The sequence below is a fragment of the Collinsella sp. LCP19S3_D3 genome (genome assembly GCF_052121455.1).
GTDB lineage: Bacteria > Actinomycetota > Coriobacteriia > Coriobacteriales > Coriobacteriaceae > Collinsella.
In genome coordinates this window covers 97091-113391 of record NZ_JBQKEF010000005.1, presented here as the reverse complement: position 1 = coordinate 113391, position 16301 = coordinate 97091, and the positions used below count along the sequence as shown (strand labels likewise).

16 protein-coding genes and 1 other RNA gene are annotated in these 16301 nt (G+C 60.5%); 10 read left to right on the top strand and 7 right to left on the bottom strand.

All coding sequences use genetic code 11. From position 1 onward, the window contains the following. Positions 1 to 822: 822 nt before the first annotated feature. From ACTQXM_RS03475 to trpS, 3 genes are all read right to left on the bottom strand, one after another. A complete protein-coding gene (locus ACTQXM_RS03475; RefSeq protein ID WP_199407147.1) occupies positions 823 to 1185 on the bottom strand; it encodes an MGMT family protein in 363 nt (120 codons plus the stop codon). A 194-nt stretch (positions 1186 to 1379) separates the two neighbouring features. Continuing rightward, a complete protein-coding gene (locus tag ACTQXM_RS03470; RefSeq protein ID WP_441031853.1) occupies positions 1380 to 2219 on the bottom strand; it encodes an HAD family hydrolase in 840 nt (279 codons plus the stop codon). Between the two features lie 160 nt (positions 2220 to 2379). Next, a complete protein-coding gene (trpS, locus tag ACTQXM_RS03465) occupies positions 2380 to 3429 on the bottom strand; it encodes a tryptophan--tRNA ligase (RefSeq protein ID WP_441536918.1) in 1050 nt (349 codons plus the stop codon). Between the two features lie 298 nt (positions 3430 to 3727). Between trpS and ACTQXM_RS03460 the strand changes: the two genes are divergently transcribed. Next, on the top strand, positions 3728 to 4117 hold the full coding sequence (locus ACTQXM_RS03460; protein ID WP_118098410.1) for a hypothetical protein: 390 nt from the start codon (positions 3728 to 3730) through the stop codon (positions 4115 to 4117). A gap of 87 nt (positions 4118 to 4204) precedes the next feature. Here the strand turns inward: ACTQXM_RS03460 and ACTQXM_RS03455 are convergent, their stop codons facing one another. Then, positions 4205 to 4963 (bottom strand): HAD family hydrolase, encoded by a 759-nt coding sequence (locus ACTQXM_RS03455; RefSeq protein WP_441536919.1) that lies wholly within the window; start codon positions 4961 to 4963, stop codon positions 4205 to 4207. A 315-nt stretch (positions 4964 to 5278) separates the two neighbouring features. Here ACTQXM_RS03455 and rpsA point away from each other — a divergent pair, with 315 nt between their 5' ends. From rpsA to ACTQXM_RS03440, 3 genes are all read left to right on the top strand, one after another. Then, positions 5279 to 6445 carry a 30S ribosomal protein S1 gene (gene rpsA, locus ACTQXM_RS03450; RefSeq protein WP_154515317.1) on the top strand — a complete coding sequence of 389 codons (1167 nt, stop codon included), beginning with the start codon at positions 5279 to 5281 and terminating at the stop codon, positions 6443 to 6445. Positions 6446 to 6786: 341 nt separating this feature from the next. Then, positions 6787 to 7148: RNase P RNA component class A (gene rnpB, locus ACTQXM_RS03445), an RNA gene on the top strand. A 355-nt stretch (positions 7149 to 7503) separates the two neighbouring features. Then, complete coding sequence (locus tag ACTQXM_RS03440) at positions 7504 to 8142, top strand: YigZ family protein (RefSeq protein ID WP_441535886.1); 639 nt, start codon at positions 7504 to 7506, stop codon at positions 8140 to 8142. 67 nt (positions 8143 to 8209) lie between these two features. On the opposite strand, the gene ACTQXM_RS03435 is transcribed toward ACTQXM_RS03440, so the two are convergent. Then, positions 8210 to 8716 (bottom strand): C-GCAxxG-C-C family protein, encoded by a 507-nt coding sequence (locus ACTQXM_RS03435; RefSeq protein WP_427727569.1) that lies wholly within the window; start codon positions 8714 to 8716, stop codon positions 8210 to 8212. Between the two features lie 170 nt (positions 8717 to 8886). Here ACTQXM_RS03435 and ACTQXM_RS03430 point away from each other — a divergent pair, with 170 nt between their 5' ends. The 4 genes from ACTQXM_RS03430 (at position 8887) to ACTQXM_RS03415 (ending at position 11701) form a co-directional block, all read left to right on the top strand. After that, complete coding sequence (locus ACTQXM_RS03430; RefSeq protein ID WP_427719685.1) at positions 8887 to 10170, top strand: O-acetylhomoserine aminocarboxypropyltransferase/cysteine synthase family protein; 1284 nt, start codon at positions 8887 to 8889, stop codon at positions 10168 to 10170. Positions 10171 to 10311: 141 nt separating this feature from the next. Beyond that, the gene (locus tag ACTQXM_RS03425; RefSeq protein WP_441536920.1) at positions 10312 to 10701 is read left to right on the top strand and encodes a hypothetical protein; all 390 of its coding nucleotides are present in this window, start codon (positions 10312 to 10314) and stop codon (positions 10699 to 10701) included. Further along, positions 10659 to 11237, top strand: coding sequence for a xanthine phosphoribosyltransferase (locus ACTQXM_RS03420; protein ID WP_154515325.1), 579 nt, complete (start codon positions 10659 to 10661; stop codon positions 11235 to 11237). Before ACTQXM_RS03425 ends, ACTQXM_RS03420 begins: the two co-directional genes overlap by 43 nt. Before the next feature lie 83 nt (positions 11238 to 11320). Beyond that, on the top strand, positions 11321 to 11701 hold the full coding sequence (locus ACTQXM_RS03415; protein WP_441536921.1) for a peptide chain release factor family protein: 381 nt from the start codon (positions 11321 to 11323) through the stop codon (positions 11699 to 11701). Positions 11702 to 11788: 87 nt separating this feature from the next. On the opposite strand, the gene ACTQXM_RS03410 is transcribed toward ACTQXM_RS03415, so the two are convergent. After that, positions 11789 to 12751: a diacylglycerol/lipid kinase family protein gene (locus ACTQXM_RS03410; protein WP_441536922.1), complete on the bottom strand. Its 963-nt coding sequence runs from the start codon at positions 12749 to 12751 to the stop codon at positions 11789 to 11791. Positions 12752 to 12838: 87 nt separating this feature from the next. Then, positions 12839 to 14260, bottom strand: coding sequence for a chloride channel protein (locus ACTQXM_RS03405; protein ID WP_441536923.1), 1422 nt, complete (start codon positions 14258 to 14260; stop codon positions 12839 to 12841). 210 nt (positions 14261 to 14470) lie between these two features. On the opposite strand from ACTQXM_RS03405, the gene ACTQXM_RS03400 reads away from it, so the two are divergent. Both ACTQXM_RS03400 and ACTQXM_RS03395 read left to right on the top strand, forming a co-directional pair. After that, complete coding sequence (locus ACTQXM_RS03400) at positions 14471 to 15733, top strand: molybdopterin molybdotransferase MoeA (protein WP_441536924.1); 1263 nt, start codon at positions 14471 to 14473, stop codon at positions 15731 to 15733. Positions 15734 to 15743: 10 nt separating this feature from the next. Continuing rightward, entirely contained in the window at positions 15744 to 16223 is a 480-nt protein-coding gene (locus ACTQXM_RS03395; RefSeq protein WP_441536925.1) for a MogA/MoaB family molybdenum cofactor biosynthesis protein, read from the top strand. Positions 16224 to 16301: the final 78 nt, after the last annotated feature.

The following is a 16301-nucleotide window of genomic DNA, read 5'->3' as shown; positions in this document are numbered from 1 at the left end:
ACGGTGGGCGCATTCTCTCGCGTAACGCCTTCGGCATCCGCAAGGAGACGACGTTTGGCAACATCACCCGTGCAACGCTTCACGCGCAGATGATGAGGATCGACCTGTTCGAGGGCGACCGGAAGTTCTGCTCGATAAGCCTCGAGGGGGTGTGCTCGCTCAACCTCCTCGCCCGTCTGGAGGAAGAGGGCATCGAAGTCTCGGACGCCGTCGACGGTCCCATGACCAAGGCGGGCCTGTGTTGGTCTGCCATCAAGCCGTTGACGATTGTTTTCAACGGCATGGCCCTCGTCTTCTCGCTCGTCCTCGCCTTCATGGCGGTCTTCACCGACGAGGGTGCGCGCCTGCTCGTGCTCATCCCGTTCCTGTTCCTGTTCATAGGGGGGTTCCTGCCCCTGCTCATGCTCGGCATGCCGGCCCGCGGCATCCTCGAGATCGGCAGGCAGGAGCGCGCGCTCGGTTTCTCCTTCTCCGAGGAGATGGCAAGCCGAGGTGCCACGGGTACTTCGCTTGTCGATGACGATTGGTTCATCGAGATCAGCAACGCCCGCGTCGTGGCGTTTCGCCGCGATTACCTCAAGAAGATCACGGCGCACGAGAACAGCGAGAGCGGCGACCGCTGCACGGTGACCACGAGGGGTGGTCGCAAAATCAAGGTGTATGCAAGTGGGCAGCACGCTCGAGGACCTGCGCACGTGGTTCAAACAGGGTGCCAAGGTCAGAAGCACACTCGACCGCGCGGGGGACGCACTCGAGGCGACCGTTTGATTGGGTTGCCTGCCAAGGATCCAAAACGGGAAGGGGCGCTGTCGGCGCCCCTTGTCATACCAGGCCCGCTGGCCAGCGAGAGGCCTGCAGGTCGACATGTCCGTTGGCGAGGAAGGCAACGCCTTCGTCCTCGAGCAGTGTGCGCTGCGCCTCGGGCCCACCGAAGGCGAACCCCTCCGCGAGGCGTCCGTCGGCGAATACGATGCGATGACAGGGGATGGTGCCGGGTTCCGGATTGACGTGCAGGGCGTATCCCACGTATCGGGCTCGACGGGGCTCACCAACGAGCTTGGCGATCTGACCATATGTGGCAACCATGCCGCAGGGCACCTGGCGTACCATGTCGTATACGCGGTTGAAGAATCCGTCGGTGTCCCGGTCTGCCATGCCGCCCTCACTTTCAATCGATATCGCCATTGTAGTCAAGAAAGGCGCCCCACATGCGCGGGGCGCCTTTCCAAAGAGGTGTTGCGCGAGGGGAGGGAAGGCGCAACGTTCGTGTCGAAGGTCTTTAATTCGCCTGTGCCTTCATTAAGTTAACTATAGCTAATTCTCTGAGACCCAAGTCGTAGACCGACGAGCACACAGCCTCTCCATAAGTTAATCAAGGGTTACAAATAGAAAGACACAGCGACATGTGGTCGTTGGGGTTCAAGGAATCGCTCGATGAGTTCGGAGAACGCACCCTCAGTCCCAGCCGTTTCAAGGACGACATCGCAATACGGCCGCACGTCGTCGGTGACATTCGCCACGCCGACGCCCAGTCCCGCCGCCTTGATCATGGAGAGGTCGTTTGCGGAATCACCAACGGCGATGACCTCGGACATCGGAATTCCCAGCATATCGGCAAGGCGCGTGAGCCCCGTCCCTTTGTCAACGCCTGCGGGCATGAGTTCGAGGTAGCGCTTGGAGGAGAAGGTGATGTCAACGCCGAGTCGCTCGGCCATCGGCGCGAGCTTGCGGCCCAATTCCTGCAGCTCATCGAAGTCCCAGTCGACGTACAGGATCTTCACGATGCCACGGCCTTCAAGGAATGAGAGGTCGGGATGGTCAGATCCGCGAAAATGAGTGACCCCGGTGATCGATTCCAGATAGTCGCGCTCCCGTGTGGGTGCGTCATTCACGAACACGTGGCCGTCGGCGACGTTGACGTGCATGCAGAGTCCGAGTTCGAGCCCCTTTGCATAGATCGCGTTCGCGCATTCGTTGGAAAGGCCGCAGGTGGTGAGCGGGGTGGGGTCTCCCACGCGGTTGATGAAGCCGCCGTTATAGGAGAGCACATAGCCGTCTTCGATCAGCTCGCGGGCCTCCCCCGAGAAGTTGTCCATGATAGAGGAATACCATCGCCCGCTCGAAGGGACGAACAGCACACCGAGCTCCCTCATGCGTTTGAGTGCTCGGAGATTGGACGCCGGGATGGCGTGGTCGGCATCGAGAAACGTCTCATCCATATCGCTGGCAACAAGTCGGTACATGCAATCCCCCATACAACGTAAAAAACGAGGCGGGCTTATTATCGCCCACCTCGTAAGACCTTGGCTATGTCGAAGGCGTGGACACGTGAAGATGGCCCATTCGCGTGTCGCGGCGCGTTTCCGCGAGCCGGATGGCTTAGTACACCATTCCCATGGCTTCGCGTACCTCGGCGAGCGTGGCCTCGGCGACCTCGTTAGCGCGGCGGTTGCCCTCGTGCAGCACGTCCTTCACATAGTCCAGGTCGTTCTCATAGCGCTGGCGACGCTCGCGGATCGGCGCGAAGTACTCGTTGACCGCCTCGGTCACGTATTTCTTAAGCTGACCGGAGCCGCCCATGCCAATCTCTTCGGCAATCTCAACCTCTGAACGACCGGTGCAGATGGCGGCTGTCGAAAGCAGACCGGACACGCCGGGGCGGTTCTCGGGGTCAAACGTGATCATGCGCTCGCCGTCGGTCTGGCTCTTCTTGATGCGCTTGGCCGTCTCCTCGGCGGTCATGGAGATGTTGATGGCGTTGCCGTAGGACTTGCTCATCTTGCGCCCGTCAAGGCCGGGCAGCAGCGGCGTATCGGACAGCAGCGCGTCGACCTCGGGGAACACCTTGCCGTAGCGGTTGTTGAACTTGCGTGCGATGGTGCGGGTGAGCTCGATGTGCGGCAGCTGGTCGCGCCCGACCGGCACCACGTTGCCCTTGCAGAACAGGATGTCGCACGCCTGGTGCACGGGGTAGGTGAGCAAAAGGCCGGTGAGCTCATGACCGCTGGCCTCCATCTCGGCCTTGACGGTGGGGTTGCGCTGCAGCAGGGCCTCGGAGACGAGCGACAAGAACGGCAGCATAAGCTGGTTTGCCGCGGGCACGGCGGAGTGCGTGTAGATCATCGTCTTGTCGGGGTCCAGGCCGCAGGCCAGGTAGTCGATGACCATGTTGTAGACGTTGTCCTGGATGTTATCGGTGCTGTCGCGGTCGGTGATGACCTGGTAGTCGGCGATGAGCACGTTGGTGTGCACGCCCATGTTCTGCAGCTCGACACGGCTCTTGAGCGTGCCGAAGTAGTGGCCCAGGTGCAGACGGCCGGTGGGGCGGTCGCCGGTGAGCATGGTGTACTTCTCGGGGTGCTGCGGCAGGTCGGCGCGGATCTGGCTGCTGCGCTCGAGGCTGACCTCATAGCTGAGCTCGTTGGGCATGCTGTCTCCTTTTGGGTTAAGTGCCTGGCCGGCATTGTCGGTCTGGGTTGAAGATGAAGGTACCAGAGAAACGGCGTCTCTTGCCGGAATCAACGATGGTTTTCGCCGTGTCGTCCCGCAGGGTCGTTTCCCTTCTTGGGAAGGAGCCCCTCGATATGCTCGAGCCGCTCCTCATGGGCCACGTGCGCCGCGCGTTCCTCGGCGGCGAAAGCGGGGTCTTCGGGCGTGACGGTCTCATCTCGCTGTCGACTCCGGTAACACCGCGACGGCGCTCCTGAGCCTGCTCGTCGACAAGCCGGTGACTATCTACACCACCAACGGCTATGCATGTCGGTTTACGGGCGAGCTTGCTGCTAAGGTGGTGGTAATTGGCGGCGACTTCAACCCCGTTACCTGCTCGCTCACCGGTCCTATGGTTGAGAGCGCGCTGCGCGAGCTGTACTTTGACCGGGCGTTTATAGGTGTCAACGCGGTGGACGAGGACCGCGGTATCATGACGCCAGGTTATCCCGAGGCTATCAAAAAACGTATCGTGATGCAGAATTCCCAAGCGAGTTACGTACTCGCCGATAGCTCCAAGTTCCACGTGTTTTCAAATGTAAAGGTGTGCGACCTGGAGGGCTTTACTGTTATTTCCGACAAGCGCGACGCCAAAATCGGCGAACGCGTCAAAATGATCACGGCCTAGGACACTGGGGCATCGCATCTTGCCCTCAAGCCGTTGCCCACGTAACGAAGCGTGGGGCAAATGTGCGCCCCATTCCTGATTTGGGGACTAGCTTAGTTCGTCGGCTATTTGGTGCTCGTAGAAGGCTTCTACTACGGCGTTAAAGTCGCGGGCGAAGTCTTCCATGGTTCCACGCCAGGTGGCTCGGCCGGGCTTTCCTTGGCCCACATAGGCGGTTTGAATGCCGCAGTCGGGGCTGGGGAAGTCGCGCTTGGGGTCGTTGCCCACCATAAGGACCTCGTGCGGCTCGAGCCCCATGACCTGCAGCTGCTCTAGATAATATGTGGCATCGGGCTTGCAGCGCGTGGCGTTGCCCATGTGCGTTACGAGCTCGAAGGGCGCGTCTGCCAGCTCGCCCCAGCCCATGCGGCACTCGATGGCCCCTTGGGGAAAGCTGGGGTTGGTGAAGAGCGCGCAGCGCAGCCCCGCGTCCTGTACGGCTTGAAGCGCGGCGTGCGCACCCGGCATGGCTTTTGCGTTGATCATGTCATCGTTCTTGTACGGCAGAACTTCGTGATCGTAGTAGGTAAACGCCTCGTAGATAAGTGGGTCCGAGAGGCAAATGCCGCACCGGCGCTCGACCTCGGTCTGGTAAAACTCAAGATTGGTGCGATTGTCCGTGCTGCTGCGGCGATTGGCGTTGAGGTCGACCAGGATGGTGCCGAGGCGCGCCATCGTGCCCCCGCGGCTGCGACGTCCGATATCCGCGAGCATCGACGAGACATCCTTAAAATAGCGAAGGATGAACGCGTTGAGGTTGATGCTAAGAAGCGTCTCGTCCATATCGAAAACGACTGCTTTGAGCACGCGGGCACCTTTCTCGAAAAATCGTTCCAGAATCGTATGTCTGGGATACTTTACCCCAAAGCAGTGTGCCTAGCTGCTCATCGTCAACTTATGGAGACGGTCGTTCACAAGATTGCGAAAAAGTCTCCATACGAGTAAAAAATCGCAGTTCACGCTTGAAATCGAAGTGATTTCCACGTAACCTATACGAACGTGATTGCATAAGCGTCACATTAGTATCTGTCGGCTCCCGAGTGTTCCTAAACGTTGTGTGCTTGTCGCACCCTTCTGTAGGTCCTAGCAATCGGGGCCCCGTAGTTCGAAAGGGGTCCACCTTTGAGTGAGATTCAGAACTCGTCCATTTTCTCTCTTGACGATGTCAACGAGGAGGAGATGAACAACCTCATCGACGGTACGATTACCGACTTTGATGAGGGCGATCTCGTTAACGGTACTGTCGTTAAGATCGAGCATGACGAGGTGCTCGTTGACATCGGATTCAAGTCCGAGGGCGTTATCCCGGTCCGCGAGCTGTCCATCCGCAAGGACGCTAACCCTGCAGACATCGTTGCACTCGGTGATTCCATCGAGGCCCTGGTTCTCCAGAAGGAGGACAAGGACGGTCGTCTGGTCCTTTCCAAGAAGCGTGCCGAGTACGAGCGTGCTTGGAACCGCATCGAGGAGAAGTTCAACTCCGGCGAGAACGTCGAGGGCGAGGTTATCGAGGTTGTCAAGGGCGGCCTGATCCTCGACATCGGCCTGCGTGGCTTCCTGCCCGCTTCCCTCGTCGACCTCCGTCGCGTCAAGGACCTCACCTCCTACATGGGCACCCGCATCGAGGCCCGCGTCATCGAGATGGACCGCAACCGCAACAACGTCGTTCTCTCCCGTCGCGTCGTGCTTGAGGAGTCCCGTAAGGCCGAGCGTTCCGAGATCCTGTCCAAGCTCAAGTCTGGCATGCGTCTCCAGGGCACCGTTTCCTCCATCGTCGACTTCGGCGCCTTCGTCGACCTCGGCGGTATCGACGGTCTCATCCACATCTCCGAGCTCTCCTGGAACCACGTCAACCATCCTTCCGAGGTTGTCAAGGTCGGCCAGGAGGTCGAGGTCGAGGTTCTCGATGTCGATCTCAACCGCGAGCGCATCTCCCTGGGTCTCAAGCAGACCACCGAGGATCCGTGGCGCGCACTGGTCAAGAAGTACCCCGTCGGCGCTATCGTCGAGGGCACTGTGACCAAGCTTGTCCCGTTTGGTGCTTTCGTCGATCTGGGCGAGGGCATCGAGGGCCTGGTGCATATCTCCGAGATGGCCAACAAGCACGTCGACCAGCCTTCTCAGGTCACCCACGTTGGCGACAAGGTTCAGGTCAAGGTCATGGAGATCGACCTCGACCGTCGTCGTATCTCCCTGTCTATGAAGTCCGCTGCTGAGACTCTGGGCGTCGAGATCGAGGTTACCCCGCTGCCTTCCGAGAAGAAGGACGAGGAGACCGACGCCGAGTAAATCGGTTTGACGATCACTTGCTTTAAGGGATCCGTCCGCAATGGACGGGTCCCTTTTTGCGTTTGCCGGTGAGGTGCGCAATGCTACTCGTGCGCAACGCTGTCCGGACTGTTCACAGGCTATTGGGTTGTCGGTGCATGAAAATGCCGACATCCCGCCTCGGGGAGGAGGCGGGAACGCACCGAGTAGACGGAGGGGTGCGGAGCGCGGTCGCGTCTCGACTGGCGACGTTGCCCATCGACGACCCTATTGTACCGCATGGCATGGTTCTTGGTATATCGTGTCGAACGCTTGTGTTGTGTCTTTGCCTGCGGCAACGGTGTGTTACACTCTTGCACTGCTGAGTGGGCCAGACGGTCGCGCGATGTGCTGCTTGCGGCACGCGTGAGGAAAGTCCGGGCTCCAGAGGGCGGGATGCCGGCTAACGGCCGGGCGGAGTGATCCGACGGAAAGCGCCGCAGAAAAGAAGACTCCCACCTGCGCCGCAAGGCGTAAAGGGAAAAGCTGAAACGGTGGTGTAAGAGACCACCAGCGTCGTGGCAACACGGCGGCTTGGCAAGCCCCATCCGGAGCAAGCGCGAATAGGAACGCTATGGGCCGGCCCGGTCCGCGTTCGGGTAGCGTGCGTGGAGCTGCACGGTAACGTGCAGACAAGATAAATGACCGTTCACGACAGAACCCGGCTTATAGGCCCACTCGGCACTTTGTTGACGCTGCGAACCCGTCAGCGCGACAATCTGCCTTTCAAGCCTTCGGGCATGACCATAAGGTCAATGCCCTCGTCTTTCAAGGCACCTTGCTCGCGCTGACGGGTTCTCGCTTTCGTTGACGGAATCATCGGCGGTTCCGTTCTTGGCATCTCGCTGTTTTTGCCTGGTCATCGGCAGCCTCATTTCTGTTGCAATCTCGTCTTTCAAGGCACCTTGCTCGCGCTGACGGGTTCTCGCTGTTGGTGACGGCATCATTGGCATTTTCGCTCTTATTGGCGAGGGCAACGGTGCTGTCTTTGCCGTATTATTGAGGCTGTTTGTTGCCGCGCTTAGTTTTGTTGAGGGGCTTTGTTGGACAGCTACTTTACTCTGCGATCGAATATTGAGGCTTCTGGCGAGTTTGTGGATCGCAAGAGCCGGTTTATTGCCCAGCTGGTCCATATTGAATCCGAGGATGAGGCGAATGCCTTCATCGAGATGGTTCGCAAGCGTCATTACGACGCTCGACACAATGTTCCCGCATGGATTTTGGTCGATGGACGCGAGCGTCAGAGTGATGACGGTGAGCCGAGCCGCACGAGCGGCATGCCGACGCTCGAGGTGTTGCGCGGCGCTGGGCTCAAAAATGTTTGCTGCGTGGTGACGCGCTATTTTGGCGGCACGCTGTTGGGGCCCGGTGGCTTGGTGCGCGCCTATACCGCGGCGACGCAGGCGGCGGTGGCAGCTGCTCAGGAGGCAGGGCAGGTCGTTGAGATGACGAGCATCGTGCCTGTTGACGTGCACGTGGCCTATCCGCAGTATGAGCAGGTGCTTCGTTTGGCGCAGGATTCGGGTGCCAAGGTTTCGGATACCGATTACGCGGATGCCGTGACGATTCATTTGGTGTTTAAGGCGGGGGAGCAGGAGCCGTTTTGCGCTAAGATGCGCGAGCTTATGGCGGGGCGCGAGGAGATTGAGGTTGGCGCTCCCAAATTTGCCGAGTTCTAACGGCGACGGCCGGCGTGCTTTTGGATGAATCCCAAGCACGCCAGCCGTCGTTTTCTGTTGCCGCCGTTTACTCGGCGAGCTGCTTTAGCACATCGCAGGCGATCTCGATGGCGTCGTCGATGCAGCCGGGGCAGCTGCGGAGCGGACCATTGTCCGATCCGATGCCCTTGAGCGTGCCGCAGACGGTCGTCGTGTTTTTCGTTTTAAAACGCTTGGCGATTTCGCGCGACAGCTTGTAAGTCTGGCCCTTGGTCTTGGGGTTATCCATGCCGTCGCTCATTACAAAGCCCATGATGGCCACGGCGCCCGAGATAGCGCCGCAGGTCTCGGTCATGCCGCCCATGCCGGCGCCAAAGCCCTCGGTGAGGATAAAGGCGGTCTGGGGGTCGAGCCCGACGGCGGGTGCGAGCGTGCAGGCGACGGCCTGTGCGCAGTTAAAGCCACGGGCGTGGTATTCGGCAGCCTGAGCCTGACAGGCGGTGATGTCGAGCTGGGCAGTATCGATTTGCTTCATCGTTGTCTCCTCGGTAACGGTGTACTCGCCTATGGTACCCTTGCCGATGCATTTGTTCATCGAAAGCCTCATGTATGCCTCATTTTTATCTATCGAATAAATGCCAAGATCTGCGATAAATGCCCCCGGTTGATTTGTCTCATAACCTACCTTGGGGATGGGTTGAGAGGGGTGCGGGGTAGCGGTATCGTGAACCGGATAAAAATGTAACCCAGGCAAGGGAGCTAGATATGAGCGAGCAGACCATCGGTACGACATGTGTTCAGGGCGGCTATCACCCGGGAGACGCGGAGCCGCGCCAGGTGCCCATCTACCAGTCCACCACGTGGAAGTACGACACGTCCGAGCACATGGGCAAGCTGTTTGACCTGGAGGAGTCTGGCTATTTCTACAGCCGTCTGCAGAACCCTACGTGCGATCTGGTTGCTGCCAAGATCTGCGAGATGGAGGGCGGCACCGCTGCGATGCTCACGAGCTCGGGCATGGCCGCGAACTTCCTCGCGATCTTTAACGTGGCCGGCGCCGGCGATCATGTGGTCGCAAGCTCGGCCATCTACGGCGGTACCTACAACCTGCTTGCCCATACCATGGGTCGTATGGGCGTTACCTGCACGTTCGTTGCCCCCGATTGCACCGATGAGGAGCTCGAGGCAGCCTTTGAGCCCAATACCAAGCTCGTCTTTGGCGAGACGATCGCCAACCCCGCCCTTGCCGTGCTCGATATTGAGCGCTTTGCCAAGGCCGCGCATGACCACGGCGTGCCGCTGATGGTCGACAACACCTTCCCGACGCCCGTGATGTGCCGTCCCTTTGAGTGGGGCGCCGATATCGTTACGCACTCCACCACCAAGTACATGGATGGACATGGGGCCTGCCTGGGCGGCGTGATCGTCGACCACGGCCAGTTTGACTGGATGGCCCATGCGGACAAGTTCCCGGGTCTCACCACGCCCGATGAGAGCTACCACGGCGTGACCTATGCCGAGAAGTTCGGTCGCGAGGGCGCCTTCATTACCAAGGCAACCGCTCAGCTCATGCGCGACCTCGGCCCCATGCAGAACCCGCAGGCGGCGTTTTTCCTGAACAGCTCGCTCGAGAGCCTGCATGTGCGCATGCCGCGTCATTGCGAGAACGGCCTGGCTGTTGCCAAGTTCCTGCAGAGCCATCCCAAGGTGCGCTTCGTGAGCTATCCGGGTCTGGAGGGCGACAAGTACTATGACCTAGCTCAAAAGTACATGCCCAACGGTACCTGCGGCGTTGTGAGCTTTGGCTTTAACGGTGGTCGCGCGGCGGCCGAGACCTTTATGAAGAGCCTCAAGCTCGCTCAGATCGCCACGCATGTGGCCGACGCCCGCACTTGCTGCCTGCATCCCGCTAACGCCACGCACCGCCAGATGAACGATGAGGAGCTTATCGCCTGTGGTATCTCCGCCGACATGGTGCGCCTGTCGTGCGGCCTCGAGGACACGGCCGATCTGATTGCCGACCTTGAGCAGGCGCTCGAGCAGTGCTAGGCTAGCGTTCGTGCAAGGCGCCGATGCCGGCAGAAAGCTTCGGCGACCTTTCGTTCCGATACCGTAGGCGGGGCCCCAATCGCGACTGTTTGCAGGCGATTGGGGCCCCGTTTTTGTGTTGCGCCACTCGAAAGGATGGATATGGAGAAAACCGCAGAGCAACTGCGCCGCGAACACATCGCTCTTGAGGGAGACACCCATGGCAAGAGCAAATGGGCGATTCTGTTTACGGTGCTCATCATGACGTTTATGGTGTGTCTGGATTCGACCGTCGTGACCGTGGCGCTGCCCGTGATGCAAAAGGAGCTGGGCGTGGGCCTCGATCGCATTCAGCTGGTAAGCTCGGTTTATCTGCTTGCGGCTTTGTGGTGCGATGCGGCTTTGTGGTGCGATGCGGCTTGTGGGGCGGGCGGGGGTCGGTCCGTGGTAGACTATCGAGCAACGTTTATTAATCGCGCGGTATCGTTGCCGCGAGAAGGGGTTGCGCCATGCAGGAGCTTGAGGACCGTATTCGCCATGACGGCATCGTAAAGGCCGGTAATGTCCTTAAGGTTGATGCTTTCCTCAACCATCAGTGCGACGTTGAGCTGTTTGACCACATGGGCGCCGAGTGGGCCCGTCTGTTCGAGGATGTCGAGATTAACAAGATCCTTACGATCGAGGCTTCGGGCATTGGCATGGCCTGCATCGCAGCCCAGCATTTTGGCGGCGTGCCGGTGGTCTTTGCCAAGAAGGCGCAGTCCATCAACCTCGACGGCGAGCAGTATGCCACGACCATCTATTCCTTTACCAAGCAGAGGGAGTACCCGGTCATCGTTGGCAAGCGCTTCCTGTCCGAGGGCGACAAGGTCCTGATTATCGACGACTTCCTGGCCAACGGATGCGCGCTCGAGGGTCTTATCAAGATCTGCGAGGCTGCGGGTGCCGAGGTGTCCGGCATTGGCATTGCGGTGGAGAAGGGCTTCCAGGGCGGTGGCGATAAGCTCCGCGAGCGCGGCTTCCGCGTTGAAAGCCTGGCCCGTATCGCCGATATGGACTGTGAGAACGGCGAGATCACCTTCGCCTAAGCGCGCAACACAAGCGATTGGTATGCGATGTGACAAAGGGACTGTCCCTTTGTCACATTTTTTGTATGAGGGGAGGTGTTGATATGGATGAGAACACGATGGGATGGCGTGAGTATGCGCGCTATGCCGAGATGTCGGTCGAGGAGCTGGCGCGCGATTGCGAGGTGCAGATGTTTCGCGCGACGGGTCCGGGTGGGCAAGGCGTGAACACGACGGACTCGGCGGTGCGCATGAAACATATCCCTACGGGGATTACCGTGACGGCGCGCGAGAGTCGCAGTCAGTTCCAAAATCGTAGCTGCTGTTTACGTAAGCTGCGCGCTGAGCTTGAGCGTCGCGGGCGTCCACCGCGTCGACGCGTAAAGACCAAGGTGCCTCAGCGCTCTCGCCAGCGCAGACTTAATGACAAGCACTTCAACGCCATTAAAAAGGCCAACCGCCGCAAGCCGGGCGGGGAGGAGTGATCTTCTCGATAAGTTGCGGTGAAATAGGGGCTGTTTTGCGGCTTTACCTGCATAAACAGTTCCTATTTCACCGCAACTTAGGGGTGGTTAGCGGGTTGGACGCCAGACTTGGAGGGCGCCGGGTAGGATGTCGACTTCGATGCGGGAGGCGATAACAGGTTCGCCGTCGGCCTGGATGGGGTAGTCGGGCTCCCCAAAGGTGAGCTCGGCATGGCGGCAGCGGCGCATGCAAACCGGCGGCAACTTGGTATGGTGGCCGTCCTTGGCCGAAAGGAACATGGGAAGCGCGACCGCGCGCGGAACGGGGCCGCAGGCGTAGCAAACGTCGAGCATGCCGTCGCACGGGTCGGCGTCGGGACAGATGCGATAGCCCGAGCCATAGGTGGGGCCCAGCTGAATCGCCATGATGATCGCCCTCACGCGCTCGGCGGGCGCGCCGTCAAAGCTGACTGTCATGGGGTAGTTGCGATAGCGCAGGCCAAACTGTTCAAGTCCCGAGAGGGTGTAGAGCGGAGCGCCGGTGAGGCCCGTCTTTTTGCGCAGCTCGGTGGTGCCCAGGCCGATGGCGGCGTCAATACCGACGGAGAGCGTCTGGTCGTAGTACTCAACGGTAGCCTCGCCGCTACCGCTTGCGGGGTTCCATGAGCGAATGCGACCGATGTCCTGACGCTGCGGCTCGCAGGTGAGCAGCGCGCCAAAATCATTGCCGGAGAAATCTTCTATACCGAGCGTTTGGGCAAAATCGTTGCCGGAACCCACGGGTAGGATGGCAAGAGCGGGGCGGGGGTCCTCCTTTTGTGCCATAAGCCCGTTGACGACCTCGTGGATCACGCCGTCGCCGCCAAGGGCGATAACGGTGCGATAGCCCTGAGCCTGTGCGGCCAGCTCCTTGGCGTGCCCCATACGCTCGGTCAATACCAGGTCAAACTGGGATGCGCGTGCAGTCATGTCCAAAAAGCGTTGCAGGCGCTCGGCAACTTCGCGCGCCGCACCCGATTGGGCGGCTGGGTTGGCGATGATGAGCGTGCGACCAAAATCAGTTGCGTGCATGGGCGACTCCCGGCATATGGCGTGACGGTGCGGTCGCGCTCGGGTCGAATTGCCCCCCGATTGTGGCTGCACGGCGAATACTTACGTCTACTCTATCAGGTCGTTGTGGCGCTCGATAGCATCCGCTACCGTACCGCCCTCATCCACTATAAGCGAACGGCGCTTGGGTGAGATGATGCGCTGGGCAGGGTACACGCCGCGGTGTCCGCCGGCGAGGTAGCTGATAAAGGCCACGATGACAAAGAACCCGGCGGCCGTGCCGTGGAACAGGTCGATGGCCATCATGCAGGTGGTGATGGGCACGTTAAGGCCGGCACAGAACACGCCGAGCATGCCGAGAGCCGCCAGAAAACTGGGGTCGAGCCCGGTAAGGCAACCGATCCAGCCACCGAGTGCCGCACCGATGCCAAACAGGGGCGTGACCTCGCCGCCTTGGAAACCGGCACCCAGGGTGAGTGCCGTTACGACGAGCTTGATGGCGGCGTCGGCGAGGGTGGTGTTGCCGGCAAACCCGGCGCCCGAAAGCCACGTGGAAAGGCCGGCGTAGTCCCAGGCGTCGAGGAGGGCATAGACAGCCAAAACCACGAGTGCGCCTATAAGTGCGCGAACGAGGTAATTGGTGATAAAGCGACCGTACAGGCTCTTGACGGTTCGAACCGACCAGGCAAAGAGGCGTGCCGTCAGACCGAAGATAATGGCGCTGATAACAACGATAACGACCGTTTTGGGTGTCATGGCGGGAACGCTGGCGATGGCATTCGCTTCGTACTCGGTACCCAGGGCGAGTGATGTAAAGTAGCCGGTAAACGAGGCGACCAGGCAGTAGATCCCTGCGGTGTAGTCGATCTTGCCGATAAAGCACATCTCCATGCCAAAGAAAGCTCCGGCAAGGGGCGAACCGAATACGGCGCCAAAGGCCGACGAGATGCCGGCGAGCATGAGGTCGTGGTGGTCATGCTTTTTGAGGTGGGCGAGGCTTGAGATGTTGCTGGCGATGGTGCCGCCAATCTGCACCGCGGCTCCCTCGCGACCGGCCGATCCGCCCGTTAGGTGCGTGAGCGTGGAGCAGACGAAGGTGAGGACGGCCATGCGCTTATGGATGAGGCGTGTGCCCAGAGCGGAGTCGATGACCAGGTTGTTACCGCGTTTGGCGGCAAGACCGTGGTTTTTGTACACCCATGCGGTGGCAACGCCCACAACGGGAAGCAGCGCGTAAATCCACGTATGGTGCTCGCGATAGTCGGTCGCGATATTCAACGAGGCCAAAAACGCCCAAGCGGCAACGCCCATGGCGAGCGAGACGATGACGACGAGTACGAGCAACTTAGCGCTCGCGAGTAGGTTGTGGGCATTGCGGCGCGTGTCGGCAGCCAAGAGATGCTCGGAGCGGGTGAGCTGTTGCCTGCCTGCCATGATGACGTCGTTGAGGGAGAAAAAGCCGCCGTCGTCGAGCGGCTGGGAATGATCCTGCGCCTCGTTTGTGCTTTCGGGTTTGTCGGTAAAAGCCATACGTTCCTCTTTTAGGTTGCAACACGAGCATTATAGAACGTGCCAAACGTGACAAACCGGCAGGTTGGTTTCGGTTCTGTTTCGCGGCTTGCGGCCGACAGATGTATTCGAGAACGTGGGTCGTTTCGCCGTCGTGCGGCAGGGGATTATACTGAGACAAGCATAAAGAATTGGCGCCCCCGTTGTGCGCTGTGGCATTAAGAGGTGCATATGGCAGAGAAACTCATTCCGCTGGAGGACGCGCAGTCGATTGTTCTGTCGCACGTTGCTCCGACCGATCTCGTCGAGATTCCCGTGTGGCAGGCCGCCGGTCTTCCCTTGGCCGAGGACGCGGTGGCCGATATCGACATTTCGCCGTTTGCTAACAGCGCTATGGACGGATATGCCGTACGCGCCGTCGACCTCGCCAAAGCGTCCACCGATGCGCCCGTGACGCTTTCTGTCGTGGGGCACGAGGCGGCGGGCCATGTCTTTGAGGGCGCAATCGGCGCGGGCGACACGGTTCGTATCATGACGGGCGCGCCGGTACCCGAAGGTGCCGATGCCGTGGTGAAGTACGAGATCGTCGATGTGCTCGACGGTGACGGCAACGAGGGTTCGCGTGTGAGATTCTCGGCGCCGGCCAAGGTGGGGGAGAACGTTCGATCGGCTGCTGAGGAAGCGCATACTGGCGACGTCGTGATGTACGCTGGAGAGGTTGTGGCTCCGGCGGGCGCCGGCTTGCTGGCGAGCGCCGGGTATGCGAGCGTGAAGGTGCATGCCGCGCCGCGCGTGGGCATTATCTCGCTGGGGACGGAACTGGTCGCACCGAGTAACGTGCCGGCGCGCGGGCAGATTCGCGACTCCAACTCGTCGGCGTTGATGGCCGAGGCGCTCGATGCAGGAGCCGAGCCCGTGTTCTACGGCATTGCGCCCGATGATGAGCGGGCGATTGCCGAGCTGGCGCATCGCGCCGCGCAGGAGTGCGATTTTGTCATTACGAGTGGTGGCGCCTCTGCGGGTGATTACGACTATGTGACGGCGCTCGTTCGGCGCGAGGGCGAGGTGCTGTTCGACCGCATCTCGATGCGTCCCGGCAAGGCCATCACGTTTGGCCTGCTGGGGGGCAAGCCATATTTGGGACTTTCGGGCAATCCCGCGGCGGCGTATGTGGGCTTTGAGATGCTCGCCCGCCCGGCGATCCGCAAGATGCGCGGCTTTGCCGAGGGCGTGCGTCCCGTGCAGCAGGCGAAGCTCACACACGGCGTGAAGAAGCGGCAGCATCGCCGCTTCTTCGATCGTGCCACGGTTTTGCGCGACCCCGAGACCGGTGAGCTGTTGGTGACCGAGGCCAAGACGCAGAATTCGGCGCTGCTCGGCACGATGCAGCGGGCCAACTGCCTGCTGCGTATTGACGAAGGCCCGTGTGACCTCAGGGCGGGCGACGTCGTGGATGTCGTGCGTGTCGACTTGCCTGAGGGCACGGTGCTATAGGAGGAACGCTATGGAGTTGAAGATTTCGATTGTGACGTGCTCGGATACGCGCGATCTTGCCCAGGACGAGGCGGGTGCTGCGCTCGAGGAGCTCATCGCGGCGCAGGGCTGGGCGGTCGCCTCGCATGTGGTCGTGCGCGACGACGTCAGCGAGATCGGTGATGCCATTGTGGAAGCGGCCGATGAGTGCCACGCCAATGTCGTGCTCACCTGCGGCGGCACGGGCCTTTCGATGCGCGACGTGACGCCCGAGGCGACGCGTGCCGTCTGCGACCGCGATGTACCGGGTATTGCAGAGGCAATCCGTGCGTACTCCATGACCAAGACGCGCCGCGCTATGCTTTCGCGCGCCGTGTGCATGCAGCGTGGGCATACGCTTGTCATCAACTTTCCGGGATCAACGAAAGCGGCCCGCGAAAGCTGGGAGGCTGTGAGCGACCAGCTGGAGCACGCAGCTCAAATGACGGCGGGGGGCGGGCACGCCAAATAAGCGCATTACCTGCGGCGGAGTGACCTTACGGGCTGCTCCGCCTTTTTTATGCAGCGACAGTGCGGGCCGTCTCGTGGT

Bases quoted from the DNA above. Each gene is read 5' to 3' on its own strand.
- ACTQXM_RS03410 (WP_441536922.1), bottom strand. From the start codon at position 12,751: ATGCACGCAACTGATTTTGGTCGCACGCTCATCATCGCCAACCCAGCC.
- ACTQXM_RS03420 (WP_154515325.1), top strand. From the start codon at position 10,659: ATGCAGGAGCTTGAGGACCGTATTCGCCATGACGGCATCGTAAAGGCC.
- ACTQXM_RS03405 (WP_441536923.1), bottom strand. From the start codon at position 14,260: ATGGCTTTTACCGACAAACCCGAAAGCACAAACGAGGCGCAGGATCAT.
- ACTQXM_RS03435 (WP_427727569.1), bottom strand. From the start codon at position 8,716: ATGAACAAATGCATCGGCAAGGGTACCATAGGCGAGTACACCGTTACC.
- ACTQXM_RS03395 (WP_441536925.1), top strand. From the start codon at position 15,744: ATGGAGTTGAAGATTTCGATTGTGACGTGCTCGGATACGCGCGATCTT.
- ACTQXM_RS03425 (WP_441536920.1), top strand. From the start codon at position 10,312: ATGGAGAAAACCGCAGAGCAACTGCGCCGCGAACACATCGCTCTTGAG.
- ACTQXM_RS03475 (WP_199407147.1), bottom strand. From the start codon at position 1,185: ATGGCGATATCGATTGAAAGTGAGGGCGGCATGGCAGACCGGGACACC.
- trpS (WP_441536918.1), bottom strand. From the start codon at position 3,429: ATGCCCAACGAGCTCAGCTATGAGGTCAGCCTCGAGCGCAGCAGCCAG.
- ACTQXM_RS03400 (WP_441536924.1), top strand. From the start codon at position 14,471: ATGGCAGAGAAACTCATTCCGCTGGAGGACGCGCAGTCGATTGTTCTG.
- ACTQXM_RS03470 (WP_441031853.1), bottom strand. From the start codon at position 2,219: ATGGATGAGACGTTTCTCGATGCCGACCACGCCATCCCGGCGTCCAAT.
- ACTQXM_RS03415 (WP_441536921.1), top strand. From the start codon at position 11,321: ATGGATGAGAACACGATGGGATGGCGTGAGTATGCGCGCTATGCCGAG.
- ACTQXM_RS03430 (WP_427719685.1), top strand. From the start codon at position 8,887: ATGAGCGAGCAGACCATCGGTACGACATGTGTTCAGGGCGGCTATCAC.